11 protein-coding genes and 1 tRNA gene are annotated in these 15,434 nt (G+C 67.6%); all 12 read left to right on the forward strand.

From position 1 onward, the window contains the following. Positions 1–175 (forward strand): EF-Tu C-terminal domain-related protein (locus MFF56_RS18630; protein WP_505744315.1); only part of this gene is annotated, 175 nt, incomplete at its 5' end. Between the two features lie 184 nt (positions 176–359). Beyond that, positions 360–436, forward strand: a tRNA-Trp gene (locus MFF56_RS18635). Between the two features lie 212 nt (positions 437–648). Further along, positions 649–945, forward strand: coding sequence for a preprotein translocase subunit SecE (secE, locus tag MFF56_RS18640; RefSeq protein ID WP_066922309.1), 297 nt, complete (start codon positions 649–651; stop codon positions 943–945). A 52-nt stretch (positions 946–997) separates the two neighbouring features. Further along, positions 998–1,531: a transcription termination/antitermination protein NusG gene (gene nusG, locus MFF56_RS18645; RefSeq protein ID WP_066922300.1), complete on the forward strand. Its 534-nt coding sequence runs from the start codon at positions 998–1,000 to the stop codon at positions 1,529–1,531. Between the two features lie 226 nt (positions 1,532–1,757). Then, positions 1,758–2,207, forward strand: a complete 450-nt coding sequence (gene rplK, locus MFF56_RS18650) for a 50S ribosomal protein L11 (protein WP_066922303.1) — start codon at positions 1,758–1,760, stop codon at positions 2,205–2,207. An 11-nt stretch (positions 2,208–2,218) separates the two neighbouring features. Beyond that, a complete protein-coding gene (gene rplA / locus MFF56_RS18655) occupies positions 2,219–2,917 on the forward strand; it encodes a 50S ribosomal protein L1 (RefSeq protein ID WP_066922304.1) in 699 nt (232 codons plus the stop codon). Between the two features lie 78 nt (positions 2,918–2,995). Then, the gene (locus tag MFF56_RS18660) at positions 2,996–3,289 is read left to right on the forward strand and encodes a GIY-YIG nuclease family protein (RefSeq protein ID WP_066922307.1); all 294 of its coding nucleotides are present in this window, start codon (positions 2,996–2,998) and stop codon (positions 3,287–3,289) included. 245 nt (positions 3,290–3,534) lie between these two features. Then, positions 3,535–5,178 carry a B12-binding domain-containing radical SAM protein gene (locus MFF56_RS18665; RefSeq protein ID WP_238230570.1) on the forward strand — a complete coding sequence of 548 codons (1,644 nt, stop codon included), beginning with the start codon at positions 3,535–3,537 and terminating at the stop codon, positions 5,176–5,178. A gap of 498 nt (positions 5,179–5,676) precedes the next feature. After that, positions 5,677–6,195: a 50S ribosomal protein L10 gene (rplJ, locus tag MFF56_RS18670; RefSeq protein WP_066920557.1), complete on the forward strand. Its 519-nt coding sequence runs from the start codon at positions 5,677–5,679 to the stop codon at positions 6,193–6,195. A 56-nt stretch (positions 6,196–6,251) separates the two neighbouring features. Further along, positions 6,252–6,632, forward strand: a complete 381-nt coding sequence (gene rplL / locus MFF56_RS18675) for a 50S ribosomal protein L7/L12 (RefSeq protein ID WP_066920555.1) — start codon at positions 6,252–6,254, stop codon at positions 6,630–6,632. A 264-nt stretch (positions 6,633–6,896) separates the two neighbouring features. Beyond that, positions 6,897–11,027: a DNA-directed RNA polymerase subunit beta gene (rpoB, locus tag MFF56_RS18680; RefSeq protein ID WP_066920553.1), complete on the forward strand. Its 4,131-nt coding sequence runs from the start codon at positions 6,897–6,899 to the stop codon at positions 11,025–11,027. Positions 11,028–11,200: 173 nt separating this feature from the next. Beyond that, on the forward strand, positions 11,201–15,409 hold the full coding sequence (rpoC, locus tag MFF56_RS18685; protein ID WP_066920551.1) for a DNA-directed RNA polymerase subunit beta': 4,209 nt from the start codon (positions 11,201–11,203) through the stop codon (positions 15,407–15,409). Positions 15,410–15,434: the final 25 nt, after the last annotated feature.

Below are 15,434 nucleotides of genomic sequence, written 5' to 3' on the forward strand. Positions count from 1 at the left end.
CGTGACCGGCGTGTGCACGCTGCCCGAGGGCACCGAGATGGTGATGCCGGGCGACAACGTGACCATGGACGTCGCGCTGATCGTGCCGGTCGCCATGGAGGAGAAGCTGCGTTTCGCCATCCGCGAGGGCGGCCGCACCGTCGGCGCCGGCGTCGTCGCCGCCATCACCGAGTAGTCTCTTCGGATTGGGCGCGCGGCTTCGCTCGCGCGCCTCGCAGTCGCGACTTGGAAGGGGCCGGCCGTTGGGCCGGCCCTTTTCTGTTCGAGCCTGCGGGAATCGCCTCCGGCGTATCACGATACGCTTGCATCCCGGCCCGGCTTGCGGCATTGAGCAGGCCGCGCGCCGCGAGGCGCCGCGCAGGAGTGTAGCTCAACTGGTCAGAGCGCCGGTCTCCAAAACCGGAGGTTGCGGGTTCGAGTCCCTCCACTCCTGCCAGTTCGATTTTCCTGCCTTTCCCTCTCCGCCGGCCCGCACGACGCCGCACTGTCGACAAGCCTGTCGACTTGCGCTAGAGCGGGCGCACTCCGAGATCCTGAGAGGCCGTCGGTGCGGGCTGGGCATGAGCCCCCGGCACCCGATGGCCCGTTCCCGGAGGCGGTGTCCGGGTGGGCTCGATCACCGTCGTCAAGAACCAAGACCCTGGCGCCATGGCATCGAACGAAGCGAGCAAGAAGGTGGACACGGCCCGCGGCGCGCCGCGGGGCACGGGCACGCCTGCGCCCTCCCGTCAGGTGCCGCCGCAGCGCCCGGCGCCCAAGCGCGTCGGCCCGGTCGAGTTCCTGTCCCAGGTCCGCGACGAGGGCCGCAAGGTCACGTGGCCGTCCCGGCGCGAGACCACGGTCACCACCATCATGGTCTTCGTGATGGTGATCCTGGCGAGCGTGTTCTTCACGGTGGTCGATCAGGCCCTGCGCTACGGGGTCGGGCTGATCCTCGGCCTCTAGAGATGAGCGCGATCCGCGGGGTCGCCAGATTGGTCCGGAGTTGAACTGAACCGTGTCGAAGCGCTGGTACATCGTCCACGCCTACTCGAACTTCGAGAACAAGGTCGCCCAGTCCATCAAGGATCAGGCGGCCCAGCGCGGGCTGACCGACCTCTTCGACGAGGTGATGGTGCCGACCGAGAAGGTCGTCGAGGTGCGGCGCGGCCGGAAGGTGGATGCCGAGCGTAAGTTCTTCCCCGGCTACGTCCTGGTGAAGTGCGACCTCACCGACGAGGTCTACCATCTGATCAAGAACACCCCGAAGGTCACGGGCTTCCTCGGCGCCGACAAGTCGAAGCCGGTGCCGATCCCGGACGCCGAGGCCGAGCGGATCAAGGGCCAGGTCGCCGAGGGCGTCGACCGCCCGAAGCCCTCGATCTCTTTCGAGGTCGGCGAGACGGTCCGCGTCTCGGACGGCCCCTTCGCCAGCTTCAACGGCACCGTCGAGGAAGTGGACGACACCCGCTCCCGCCTCAAGGTCGCCGTCTCGATCTTCGGCCGCGCCACCCCGGTCGAGCTGGAATACGGCCAGGTCGAGAAGGTCTGATCGGGCCGGCTTTTCCGATCAGTCAGCACTGACTTGATCGTCGCTTTTCCCGGCGCGGCCCTGGCCACGCCGTGAAACGCCGTTGGGGCACGAGCCCCCTCGGCATCGTTCGCGGGAGGCCCGCCCGGATCGCCGCCGGGGTTCAACGGTCCGTACCGCGACCTGCAATCGCCCGTCCGCCCGCGCCTAGGCAGTGCGGCGACGCGCAATTCTTGGGAGTTCTCCCATGGCGAAGAAGATCACGGGCTACGTGAAGCTTCAGGTCCCGGCCGGCGCCGCCAACCCGTCGCCGCCGATCGGCCCCGCGCTCGGTCAGCGCGGCCTCAACATCATGGAATTCTGCAAGGCCTTCAACGCGAAGACCGCGCAGATGGAGAAGGGCACCCCGATCCCGGTGATCATCACCGCGTATCAGGACCGCTCCTTCACCTTCGAGATGAAGCAGCCCCCGGTCACCTTCTTTCTGAAGAAGGCCGTCGGCCTGAAGATCGGCAAGAAGCCGGCCTCCGGCTCGAAGACCCCCGGCAAGGGCCCGACCGTCGGCAAGATCACGGAAGCGCAGCTCCGCGAGATCGCCGAGAAGAAGATGCCCGACCTGAACTGCGACTCGGTCGATTCGGCCGTCGCGATGATCCGTGGCTCCGCGCGGGCCATGGGCCTCGAGATCGTGGCCTGAGGGAGGGCAGCATGGCTAAGGAAGGCAAGCGTATCCGCGCCGCCCGCGAGGGCATCGACCCGACCAAGCTCTACGGCCTGGACGAGGCGATCGCGCTGGTGAAGTCGAAGGCGAACGCCAAGTTCGACGAGACCGTCGAGATCTCGATGAACCTCGGCGTCGATCCCCGCCACGCCGACCAGATGGTCCGCGGCGTCTGCAACCTGCCGAACGGCTCCGGCCGCACGGTCCGCGTGGCGGTCTTCGCCCGCGGCGCCAAGGCGGACGACGCCCGCGCGGCCGGTGCCGACATCGTCGGCGCCGAGGATCTCCTCGAGATCGTCCAGGGCGGCAAGATCGAGTTCGACCGCTGCATCGCGACCCCGGACATGATGCCGCTCGTCGGTCGCCTCGGTAAGGTGCTGGGCCCGCGCGGCCTGATGCCGAACCCGAAGGTCGGCACCGTCACGATGGACGTGAAGGGTGCGGTGGGTGCCGCCAAGGGCGGCGCCGTGGAGTTCCGCGTCGAGAAGGCGGGCATCGTCCACGCCGGCATCGGCAAGGTCTCGTTCGACCAGCAGAAGCTCGTCGAGAACATCAAGGCCTTCGCCGACTCCGTCGCCAAGGCGAAGCCGGCCGGCGCCAAGGGCACCTACATCCAGCGCATCGCCGTCACCTCGACGATGGGCCCGGGCGTGAAGGTCGAGCCGAACACGGTCCTGACCGCCTGAGGCGAGGTTTGCAAACCTGCTACGTTGCGGGAGCGCCCGGCCGATTCGGCCGGGCGTTTTCCGTTGCGGGGGCGTGCGATGGAGCGGGTATCGCACGTCTACATGCTGGCGAGCCAGCGGAACGGCACGCTCTACACCGGCTCCACGATTGATCTGGCCCGCCGTGTCTGGGAGCATCGGACCGGTGCGCTGCCGGGCTTCACGCGCGATCACGGCGTGACGTTGCTGGTCTGGTACGAGGGCTATCCCCGCATCCTCGACGCTCGCCACCGGGAATACGCGATCAAGCGCTGGCGCCAGGCCTGGAAGCTCGCGCTGATCGAGGGGATGAACCCGGGCTGGCGCGACCTGTACGCCGATCTGGCATTCTGAGCCGCTGCGCGGCGCTTCCTGTGCTGGATCCCGGATCACCCTCCGCTGGCGCTCCGGGCGTCCGGGAAAGGGCGTGGCGCTCAATTCTGCACCGCCCTTTTCCCGGACGGGTGGAGCGAAGCGGAACCCGATCCGGGATCCAGCACCAGAAGCGCCGCGCAGCGGCACCGCATCACGCTCTCCCTCACACCAATCTCAACACCGAGGGGGGCGCCATCGCGCGGGGCTGTGCTAGATAGCGCCCCATGCGATGCTCCCTTCCGGTCTCCTCCAAGCGACGCATCCTCTGCGTCTTCCCCGCCTACACGCCGTCCTTCGGCACATTCTCGCACGCCTACCCATTGATGGGGGGCGTCAAGGCCTTCATGCCGCCACAGGGGCTCCTGCTGATCGCGGCCTACATGCCCGAGGCCTGGGAATGCCGCTTCATCGATGAGAATATCCGCCGGGCGGGCCCGGCGGACTTCGCCTGGGCGGACGCGGTCTTCGTCTCCGGCATGCACATCCAGGAGCCGCAGATCCACGACATCCGCGAGCGCGCGCACGCGGCCGGCAAGGTCGCGGTGCTGGGTGGTCCCTCGGTCTCCGGCGCGCCCGAGAAGTACGACGACTTCGACTACCTGCATCTCGGCGAGATCGGCGACGCCACCGACCGGCTCATCGAGATCCTCGACCGCGACGTCGCGCGCCCCGCCGCCCAGGTCTCCCTGGAGACGAAGGACCGGCTCGCGCTCGCCGACTTCCCGGCACCCGCCTACGAGCACGCGCCGCTCAAGCGCTACCTGATCGGCTCGCTGCAATTCTCCTCGGGCTGCCCCTATCGCTGCGAGTTCTGCGACATCCCGCAGCTCTACGGGCGCCAGCCCAGGCTGAAGAGCCCCGAGCAGATGTGCGCCGAGCTCGACGCCATCATCAGCCAGCCCGGCCACCCGGCGGTGGTCTACTTCGTGGACGACAACTTCATCGGCAACCGCAAGGCGACGCGGGACATGCTGCCCCACCTCGTGGCGTGGCAGAAGAAGAACGACTACCCGCTCCAGTTCGCCTGCGAGGCGACGCTGAACATGGCCAAGCAGCCCGAGATCCTCGAGCTGATGCGGCAGGCGAACTTCATGACGGTGTTCGTCGGCATCGAGACGCCGGAGGCGGACGCCCTCAAGGGGATCGACAAGACCCACAACGCCGCCGTGCCGATGTACGAGGCGATCGAGACCCTGAACTCCTACGGGCTCGAGGTGACCTCGGGCATCATCCTCGGCCTCGATACCGACACCGACAAGTCCGAGCAGAACCTGATCGACTTCATCGACCGCTCGGCGATCCCGGTCCTGACGATCAACCTGCTGCAGGCGCTGCCCAAGACCCCGCTCTGGGACAGGCTGGAGCGGGAGGGCCGGCTCCTGCACGACGCCAGCCTCGAATCGAACGTGCTGTTCAAGCGTCCGCACGACGCGGTGGTGAGCTCGTGGCGCCGCGCCATCGCGCACGCCTACGAGCCGGACAAGATCTTCGAGCGCTTCAAGCACCAGTGCGCCGTCACCTACCCGCACCGGATCAAGACGCCGACCAAGGGCAAGCTCACCTTCACGAACCTGCGCCGCGGCCTGATCCTCGGCTTCAACATCATCACGCGGGTCGGCATCGTCTCCGACTACCGCCGGCCGTTCTGGCAGGCGGCGGGCTACGCCCTCAGGCGCGGGCAGATCGAGGCGGTGTTCAACATGGGCTTCGTCGCCCACCACCTGATCCGCTTCACCCGCGAGGCCCTGCGCGGCGAGCACAACGCCTCGTTCTACGCAGCCAAGGCCGCGGAGGCGAAGGAGGCGCGCGAGCGGACCTGGTGGGAGAACGCCCGGCGCCGCTTCGTGCCGGAGCGCGAGGCGGCCTGAGCCGCGCCCGGCACAGCAACCTTGCCTGCGGCGCAAAAGTCGCGTTCCGCCTCTTGGCAAGGCGCTTGCAGGCCTCTATACACCCGCTCACGCAATCACATGATCCCATGGAACGGAGCCGTATGGCTGCGCTCCATCATGAGATCCGCTCGGGCGACCGAGCGGGATGGCCGGACGGCGACGCGGACTGAGAAGTCTCGCGGGGCCTCATCCGGCCATGTCCTGTCCGAGACTGCAGGTGCCGGCTCCCGGCTTAATCCACCCGACCTGCACAGACGGGGATGACCGAATTCAAGACCCTCGCCGTGGCCCTGCCGCGGAGAGGCATCGGTTTGAACCCACTCGCCCTGGAGGCGGCCCGGAGACGGGCGGCATCCGGGAACAGGGCCGCGAAGCGTCGCACGAGGACGTTACCGGTCTCTACCGACCGCGTCCGTTCCCGGCGGCATATGCAACCGGCGGACCCCTCCCGGGTTCCGCCAACCGGAGAGAGCCCCAGTGGACCGGACAGCAAAAGCTGATCTCGTCTCGACGCTCAACGGCGTGTTCGCGAACAACGCCGTCGTCGTCGTGGCCCACTACAAGGGCCTCACGGTCGCCGACATGCAGAAGCTGCGCGCGCAGATGAAGCAGGCCGGCGCCACCGTGAAGGTCGCAAAGAACACCCTTGCGAGCCTCGCTCTCGATGGCACTGACGTCGCCTCCATCAAGCCCCTCCTGAAGGGCCCGACCCTGCTCGCCTATTCGGGCGACCCGGTCGCCGCCGCCAAGGTCGCGGTGGACTTCGCCAAGACGAACGACAAGCTCGTGATTCTCGGCGGCGCGATGGGAACGACTGCCCTGAACCCGGACGGCGTGAAGGCCCTGGCCTCGCTCCCGTCCCTGGACGAACTGCGCGGCAAGCTCGTGGGCCTCATCCAGGCGCCCGCGACCAAGCTCGCCCAGCTCACCAACGCGCCGGCGGCCAAGCTCGCCCGCGTGTTCGGGGCCTATGCCAAGAAGGACGAGGCGGCCTGAGGCCGTTCGCCCCTTTAAAACCCTTCCGTTCAAACCGATATCAAGGACAGTGAATCATGGCTGATCTCGCCAAGCTCGTCGACGACCTCTCGTCGCTGACCGTTCTCGAGGCCGCCGACCTCGCCAAGATGCTCGAGGAGAAGTGGGGCGTCTCGGCCGCTGCTGCCGTCGCCGTGGCCGCCGGCCCGGCCGCCGGTGGTGGCGCCGCTGCCGCCGCCGAGGAGCAGACCGAGTTCACGGTCGTGCTCGCCTCCGCCGGCGACAAGAAGATCGAGGTCATCAAGGAGGTCCGCGCGATCACCGGCCTCGGCCTCAAGGAGGCCAAGGACCTGGTCGAGGGCGCGCCGAAGCCCGTCAAGGAGGGCGTCGCCAAGGACGAGGCCGAGAAGCTCAAGGCCCAGCTCGAGAAGGCCGGCGCCAAGGTCGAGCTCAAGTAAGACCCCGGTGGGCCGCACCCGGCCCACCCCTCCACGGCGGCTTGTCCACAGCCGATCGTGACCGGAGCCCGCGGGTGTCGCCACCCGCGGGCTAAGGTCGCTTCGGACGACCCCCGGGTCGTCGGACGCGACCGGCGGGCCCTGGAACGGGTCCGGACAGGAATTCGAGACGGGTGGCGCGGTCCGGCGGGGCGCGCGTCACGGGTCCGGCGCGGGAACGACGGTTTCCCCGGACCACCAGGACGCGGGTAGGAGCGAGGTCACATGGCCAACACGCTGGTCGGTCGCAAGCGCATTCGGAAGTTCTTCGGCAAGATCAAGGAAGTCGCCGAGATGCCGAACCTCATCGAGGTTCAGAAGGCGTCCTACGACCAGTTCCTGATGGTGGACGAGCCCGAGGGTGGCCGGGGCGACGAGGGCCTCCAGAGCGTGTTCAAGTCGGTGTTCCCGATCTCGGACTTCGCCTCGACGTCGCTGCTCGAGTTCGTGCGCTACACCTTCGAGCCGCCGAAGTACGACGTCGACGAGTGCCGCCAGCGCGGCATCACCTTCGCGGCCCCGCTGAAGGTGACGCTGCGCCTGATCGTGTTCGACGTCGATCCGGACACCCAGGCGAAGTCGGTCAAGGACATCAAGGAGCAGGACGTCTACATGGGCGACATGCCCCTGATGACGGAGAACGGCACCTTCATCGTCAACGGCACCGAGCGCGTCATCGTCTCGCAGATGCACCGGTCCCCGGGCGTGTTCTTCGACCACGACAAGGGCAAGACGCACTCGTCGGGCAAGCTGCTGTTTGCCGCCCGCATCATCCCGTATCGCGGCTCCTGGCTCGACGTCGAGTTCGACGCCAAGGACATCGTGCACGTGCGCATCGACCGGAAGCGCAAGCTTCCGGTCACCTCGCTGCTGTTCGCGCTGGGCCTCGACGGCGAGGAGATCCTCTCGACCTTCTACAACCACGTGACCTACGACCGGGACGGCGCCGACTGGCGCGTGCCGTTCGACGCCGAGCGCCTGAAGGGCTTCAAGGCCTCCGTAGACCTGATCGACGCCGATTCGGGCGAGGTGGTGCTGGAGGCGGGCAAGAAGCTCAACGCCCGCAACGCCCGCCAGATCACCGAGAAGGGCACGAAGTTCCTGCGTGCCACGGACGAGGACCTCGTCGGCCAGTACGTGGCCGAGGATCTCGTCAACATGCAGACCGGCGAGATCTGGGCCGAGGCCGGCGAGGAGATCACCGAGAAGCTCCTCAAGGCGCTCGACGAGGTCGGCATCACCGCGCTGCCGGTGCTCGACATCGACCACGTCAACGTCGGCCCCTACATCCGCAACACGCTCGCCGTGGACAAGAACTCGGCCCGCGAGGGCGCGCTGTTCGACATCTACCGCGTGATGCGCCCGGGCGAGCCGCCGACGCTGGAGACGGCCGAGGCGATGTTCCACTCGCTGTTCTTCGACGCCGAGCGCTACGACCTCTCCGCGGTCGGCCGCGTGAAGATGAACATGCGCCTCGACCTCGACGCCGCCGACACCGTCCGGACGCTCCGCAAGGAGGACATGCTGGCGGTCGTCAAGGCGCTCGTCGAGCTGCGCGACGGCAAGGGCGAGATCGACGACATCGACCACCTCGGCAACCGCCGCGTCCGCTCGGTCGGCGAGCTGATGGAGAACCAGTACCGTCTGGGCCTGCTCCGCATGGAGCGCGCCATCCGCGAGCGCATGAGCCAGGTCGACATCGACACGGTGATGCCGCAGGACCTGATCAACGCGAAGCCCGCGGCCGCGGCCGTGCGCGAGTTCTTCGGCTCCAGCCAGCTCTCGCAGTTCATGGACCAGACCAACCCGCTCTCCGAGGTGACGCACAAGCGCCGCCTGTCGGCCCTCGGCCCGGGCGGCCTGACCCGCGAGCGCGCCGGCTTCGAGGTGCGCGACGTGCACCCGACGCACTATGGCCGCATCTGCCCGATCGAGACGCCGGAAGGCCCGAACATCGGCCTGATCAACTCGCTGGCGACCTTCGCCCGCGTGAACAAGTACGGCTTCATCGAGACCCCGTTCCGCCGCGTGAAGGACGGCGTGGTCACCACCGAGGTCGCCTATCTGTCGGCCATGGAGGAGGCGAAGTACTACGTCGCCCAGGCCAACGCCCAGATGGACGAGAACTTCAAGCTCACCGAGGAGCTGGTGGTCTGCCGTCGCGCCGGCGAGGTCATCGTCGTCGGCCCCGAGCGCGTCGATCTCATGGACGTGTCGCCGAAGCAGCTCGTCTCGGTTGCCGCGGCGCTGATCCCGTTCCTCGAGAACGACGACGCCAACCGGGCGCTGATGGGCTCGAACATGCAGCGCCAGGCGGTGCCGCTGGTCCGCGCCGACGCGCCCTTCGTCGGCACCGGCATGGAGGCCGTGGTCGCTCGCGACTCCGGCGCCGCCATCGCGGCGCGCCGCACCGGCATCATCGACCAGGTGGACGCCACCCGTATCGTCATCCGGGCCACCGAGGAGGCCGACGCCAACAAGCCGGGCGTCGACATCTACCGCCTGCAGAAGTTCCAGCGCTCCAACCAGTCGACCTGCATCACGCAGAAGCCGTTGGTCCGCGTCGGCGAGTTCGTGAAGAAGGGCGAGATCATCGCCGACGGACCGTCCACCGAGTTCGGCGAGCTGGCGCTCGGCCGGAACGTGCTCGTCGCGTTCATGCCGTGGAACGGCTACAACTTCGAGGACTCGATCCTGCTCTCCGAGCGGATCGTGAAGGATGACGTGTTCACCTCGATCCACATCGAGGAGTTCGAGGTGATGGCCCGCGACACCAAGCTGGGCCCGGAGGAGATCACCCGCGACATCCCGAACGTCTCGGAGGAGGCGCTCAAGAACCTCGACGAGGCCGGCATCGTCTATATCGGCGCCGAGGTGCACGCGGGCGACATCCTGGTCGGCAAGATCACGCCGAAGGGCGAGAGCCCGATGACGCCGGAGGAGAAGCTCCTTCGCGCCATCTTCGGCGAGAAGGCGTCCGACGTGCGCGACACGTCCCTGCGCGTGCCCCCCGGCGTCACGGGCACGATCGTCGAGGTCCGGGTGTTCAACCGCCACGGCGTCGACAAGGACGAGCGCGCCCAGGCGATCGAGCGCGAGGAGATCGAGCGCCTCGCCAAGGACCGCGACGACGAGCAGGCGATCCTCGACCGCAACACCTACGCGCGGCTCGCCGACACGCTCATCGGCCAGGCCCCGATCGCCGGTCCGCGCGGCTTCCGCAAGGACACGGTGCTCACCCGCGAGGTGATGAGCGAGTACCCGCGCTCGCAATGGTGGCAGTTCGCCGTCGTCGACGACCGTCTCATGACCGAGATGGAGGCGATGCAGAAGCAGTACGACGAGTCGAAGAAGCGCCTCGAGCAGCGCTTCCTCGACAAGGTCGAGAAGCTGCAGCGCGGCGACGAGCTCCCGCCCGGCGTCATGAAGATGGTCAAGGTCTTCGTGGCGGTGAAGCGCAAGATCCAGCCCGGCGACAAGATGGCCGGCCGCCACGGCAACAAGGGCGTGGTGTCGCGCATCGTGCCGATCGAGGACATGCCGTTCCTTGAGGACGGCACGCACGCCGACATCGTGCTCAACCCGCTCGGCGTGCCGAGCCGCATGAACGTCGGTCAGATCCTCGAGACGCACCTCGGCTGGGCGGCTGCGGGCCTGGGTCGCAAGGTGTCCAAGGCGGTCGATGCCTATCTGAAGACGCAGGACATCGCGCCGCTGAAGGAGGAGATGAAGGCGATCTACTCCCCCCACGAGCTCGAGGGCCTGACGGACGAGGAGTACGCCGAGGTCGGCAACAACCTCCGCCGCGGCGTGCCGATGGCGACGCCGGTGTTCAACGGTGCCAAGGAAGCCGACATCGAGCAGATGCTGGAGATGGCCGGGCTCGACCGCTCGGCGCAGTCGACCCTCTACGACGGTCGCACCGGCGAGCCCTTCGACCGCAAGGTCACCATGGGCTACATCTACATGCTGAAGCTCCACCACCTCGTGGACGACAAGATTCACGCGCGCTCGATCGGCCCGTACTCGCTCGTCACCCAGCAGCCGCTGGGCGGCAAGGCGCAGTTCGGCGGCCAGCGCTTCGGCGAGATGGAGGTCTGGGCGCTGGAGGCCTACGGCGCGGCCTACACGCTGCAGGAGATGCTCACGGTGAAGTCGGACGACGTGGCCGGCCGCACCAAGGTCTACGAGGCGATCGTCCGCGGCGACGACACCTTCGAGGCCGGCATCCCCGAGAGCTTCAACGTGCTGGTGAAGGAGATGCGCTCGCTCGGCCTCAACGTCGAGCTGACGAGCTCCAAGCAGCAGCAGGCGGCCAACGACCAGCTCGAGCCGCCCGCCAACGCCGCCGAGTAGCGACAGACGACACCTCCCGTGCCGGTGACGCGCCGGCACGGTTCGAGCGGGGAGGGGCGGGGCCTCCGACGGTTTGAGACGGCCAGCGGCGTCCGGCAGGGCGCTGCGCCGAGGGTGTTTTTCGGACGTGGCGGCGCAGGCGCGGCGCGGCCCGTCGAGCCAAGGAGTGGATCATGAACCAAGAGGTCATGAACCTTTTCAACCAGCAGGCCCAGCCCCAGAGCTTCGACCAGATCAAGATCTCGATCTCCAGCCCCGAGAAGATCCTCTCGTGGTCCTACGGCGAGATCAAGAAGCCCGAGACGATCAACTACCGCACCTTCAAGCCCGAGCGCGACGGCCTGTTCTGCGCGCGCATCTTCGGGCCCATCAAGGACTACGAGTGCTTGTGCGGTAAGTACAAGCGCATGAAGTACAAGGGCGTCATCTGCGAGAAGTGCGGCGTCGAGGTGACGCTGGCGCGCGTCCGGCGCGACCGCATGGGCCATATCGAGCTGGCCGCCCCGGTCGCGCACATCTGGTTCCTCAAGTCGCTGCCCTCGCGCATCGGCCTGCTGCTCGACATGGCGCTCAAGGACCTTGAGCGGATCCTGTACTTCGAGTCGTACTGCGTCATCGAGCCGGGCCTCACGCCCCTGAAGGAGCGCCAGCTCCTCTCGGAGGAGGAGTACCTGCGCGCTCAGGAGGAGTACGGCGAGGATTCGTTCACGGCGATGATCGGCGCCGAGGCCATCCGGCGCATCCTGCAGGAGCTCGACCTCGACAAGATCGCCAACGATCTGCGCGAGGAGATCGCCGTCACCACCTCGGAGCTGAAGCCCAAGAAGCTCCTGAAGCGCCTCAAGATCATCGAGGCGTTCCAGATGTCGGGCAACCGGCCCGAGTGGATGATCCTGACGGTCGTCCCCGTCATCCCGCCGGACCTGCGCCCGCTGGTTCCGCTGGACGGCGGCCGCTTCGCGACGTCGGATCTCAACGACCTCTACCGCCGCGTCATCAACCGCAACAACCGCCTGAAGCGGCTGATCGAGCTGCGCGCGCCCGACATCATCATCCGCAACGAGAAGCGCATGCTTCAGGAGGCGGTGGACGCGCTGTTCGACAACGGCCGCCGCGGCCGCGTCATCACGGGCGCCAACAAGCGCCCGCTGAAGTCGCTCGCCGACATGCTGAAGGGCAAGCAGGGCCGCTTCCGCCAGAACCTGCTCGGCAAGCGCGTCGACTATTCGGGCCGCTCGGTCATCGTGGTCGGCCCCGAGCTGAAGCTGCACCAGTGCGGCCTCCCGAAGAAGATGGCCTTGGAGCTGTTCAAGCCCTTCATCTACGCGCGCCTCGACGCCAAGGGATTCTCGGCCACCGTCAAGCAGGCCAAGAAGCTCGTCGAGAAGGAGAAGCCGGAGGTCTGGGACATCCTCGATGAGGTGATCCGCGAGCACCCGGTGATGCTGAACCGCGCGCCGACGCTGCACCGCCTCGGCATCCAGGCCTTCGAGCCGAAGCTGATCGAGGGCAAGGCGATCCAGCTGCACCCGCTGGTCTGCGCCGCGTTCAACGCCGACTTCGACGGCGACCAGATGGCCGTGCACGTCCCCCTGAGCCTCGAGGCTCAGCTGGAGGCGCGCGTCCTGATGATGTCGACCAACAACATCCTGCACCCCGCGAACGGCCAGCCGATCATCGTGCCGTCGCAGGACATCGTGCTCGGCCTGTACTACCTCTCGATCGTCGCCGAGGGCGCGGTCGGCGCGTACAACGCCGACAACAAGCAGAACCCGATGCAGGGCGTCTACGGCGACATCGGCGAGCTGGAGCACGCTCTGGCCGCCAAGGCCGTCTCGCTGCACTCGAAGATCAAGTGGCGCTGGAAGGGCATCGGCCCGGACGGCGAGCCGCTGACCCAGATCTACGAGACCACCCCGGGCCGCGTGATCCTCTCGGGCGCGCTCCCGAAGCACCGCAAGGTGCCCTTCGACGTCGTCAACAAGCTGATGACCAAGAAGGAGATCTCGGCGATGATCGACACCGTCTACCGCCACTGCGGTCAGAAGGAGTCGGTGATCTTCTGCGACCGCATCATGGCGCTCGGCTTCAGCCACGCCTTCCGCGCCGGCATCTCGTTCGGCAAGGACGACATGGTGGTGCCGGACAACAAGTGGTCGATCGTCGACGCGACCCGCACGCTCGTGAAGGATTACGAGCAGCAGTACAACGACGGCCTGATCACCCAGGGCGAGAAGTACAACAAGGTCGTCGACGCCTGGGCGAAGTGCTCCGACAAGCTGGCCCAGGAGATGATGGGCCGGATCTCGTCGGTGCAGAAGGACGAGAACGGCGCCGACAAGCAGGTCAACTCGATCTACATGATGAGCCACTCGGGCGCCCGCGGCTCGCCGGCGCAGATGAAGCAGCTCGCGGCGATGCGCGGCCTGATGGCGAAGCCCTCGGGCGAGATCATCGAGACCCCGATCATCTCGAACTTCAAGGAAGGCCTCGACGTTCTCGAGTACTTCAACTCGACCCACGGCGCCCGGAAGGGTCTGGCCGACACGGCGCTCAAGACCGCCAACTCGGGCTACCTCACCCGCCGCCTCGTCGACGTGGCGCAGGACGCGGTGATCCGCGAGGTGGATTGCGGCACCACCAACGGCATCCGGATGCGCGCCATCATCGACGCGGGTCAGGTCGTGGCCACGCTCGCCACCCGCATCCTCGGCCGCGCCACGGCGGAGGATCTGGTCGCGCAGGACGGCACGGTCATCGTCAAGACCGGCGAGACCATCGAGGAGCGCCACCTGCCGGCGATCACCGCCGCCGGCATCCAGGAGGTGAAGATCCGCTCGGTGCTCGTCTGCGCCACCAAGAGCGGCGTCTGCGCCACCTGCTACGGGCGCGACCTCGCCCGCGGCACGCCCGTCAACATGGGCGAGGCCGTCGGCGTCATCGCGGCGCAGTCGATCGGCGAGCCGGGCACCCAGCTCACCATGCGCACCTTCCACATCGGCGGTGCGGCGCAGATCGCGGACTCGTCCTTCATCGAGTCGAGCTTCGAGGGCACCATCCGGATCCGCAACCGGGCGCTCGCGAAGAACTCGGACGGCGACCTCATCGCCACCGGCCGCAACGTGGCCGTGGTGATCGTGGGCTCGGACGGGGCCGAGCGGGCGGTGCACCGCCTGCAGTACGGCGCCAAGGTGCGGGTCGACGAGGGCGACAAGATCAAGCGCGGGCAGCGGATCGCCGAGTGGGATCCCTACACCCGTCCGATCGTCGCCGAGGTGGACGGCGTCGTGGCCTACGAGGACCTCTACGACGGCCAGTCGATCACCGAGACGGCCGACGAGTCGACGGGCATCTCGAAGCGCGTCGTCATCGACTGGCGCGGTTCGGCCCGGACCTCGGACCTCAAGCCCGCGATGGTCATCGTGGACCAGGACGGCAAGCCGATCCGCCTGCCGCGCGGCTCGGAGGCCCGCTACCTCCTGCCCGTCGACGCCATCATCGGCTACGACCCGGGCGGCACGGTGAAGGCCGGCGACATCCTGGCCCGCGTCTCGACCGACTCGGCCAAGACCCGCGACATCACCGGCGGTCTGCCGCGGGTGGCGGAGCTGTTCGAGGCGCGCCGCCCGAAGGACGCGGCGATCATCGCCGAGAAGTCGGGCACGATCGCCTTCGGCCGGGACTACAAGAACAAGCGCCGGCTCTCGCTGACGCCGCACGACGGTTCGGAGACGGTCGAGTACCTGATCCCCAAGGGCAAGCACATCCACTTGCAGGACGGGGACGTGGTGGAGCTCGGCGACTACATCGTCGACGGCAACCCGGCGCCGCACGACATCCTGGCGATCAAGGGCGTGGAGGAGCTTGCCGCCTACCTCGTCAACGAGATCCAGGAGGTCTACCGGCTCCAGGGCGTGTCGATCAACGACAAGCACATCGAGGTGATCGTCCGGCAGATGCTGCAGAAGGTGGAAGTCACCGAGAGCGGCGATTCGGACATCATCCCGGGTGACCAGATCGACCGGACCGAGCTGACCGACATCAACGAGAAGCTTCTGGCCGAGGGCAAGAAGCCGGTCGTGGGCGTGCCGGTGCTGCTCGGCATCACCAAGGCCTCGCTGCAGACGAAGTCGTTCATCTCGGCGGCCTCGTTCCAAGAGACCACCCGCGTCCTCACGGAAGCGGCGGTCAACGGCAAGGTCGACACGCTGGAAGGCCTCAAGGAGAACGTCATCGTCGGCTCGCTCATCCCGGCCGGCACGGGCTCCCTGGTGGCGGACATCCGCTCGATCGCGCGCCGCCGCGACAACCTCATCCTGCAGCAGAAGCAGGCCGAGAGCGGTGCCGGCCAGATCGAGGAGTTCTCGCCCGCGGCGGAGTGATCCGCTCCGGAGAGACGAAGCACAG

Origin of the sequence: Methylobacterium hispanicum (genome assembly GCF_022179285.1) — a bacterium.
Taxonomy (GTDB): domain Bacteria; phylum Pseudomonadota; class Alphaproteobacteria; order Rhizobiales; family Beijerinckiaceae; genus Methylobacterium; species Methylobacterium hispanicum.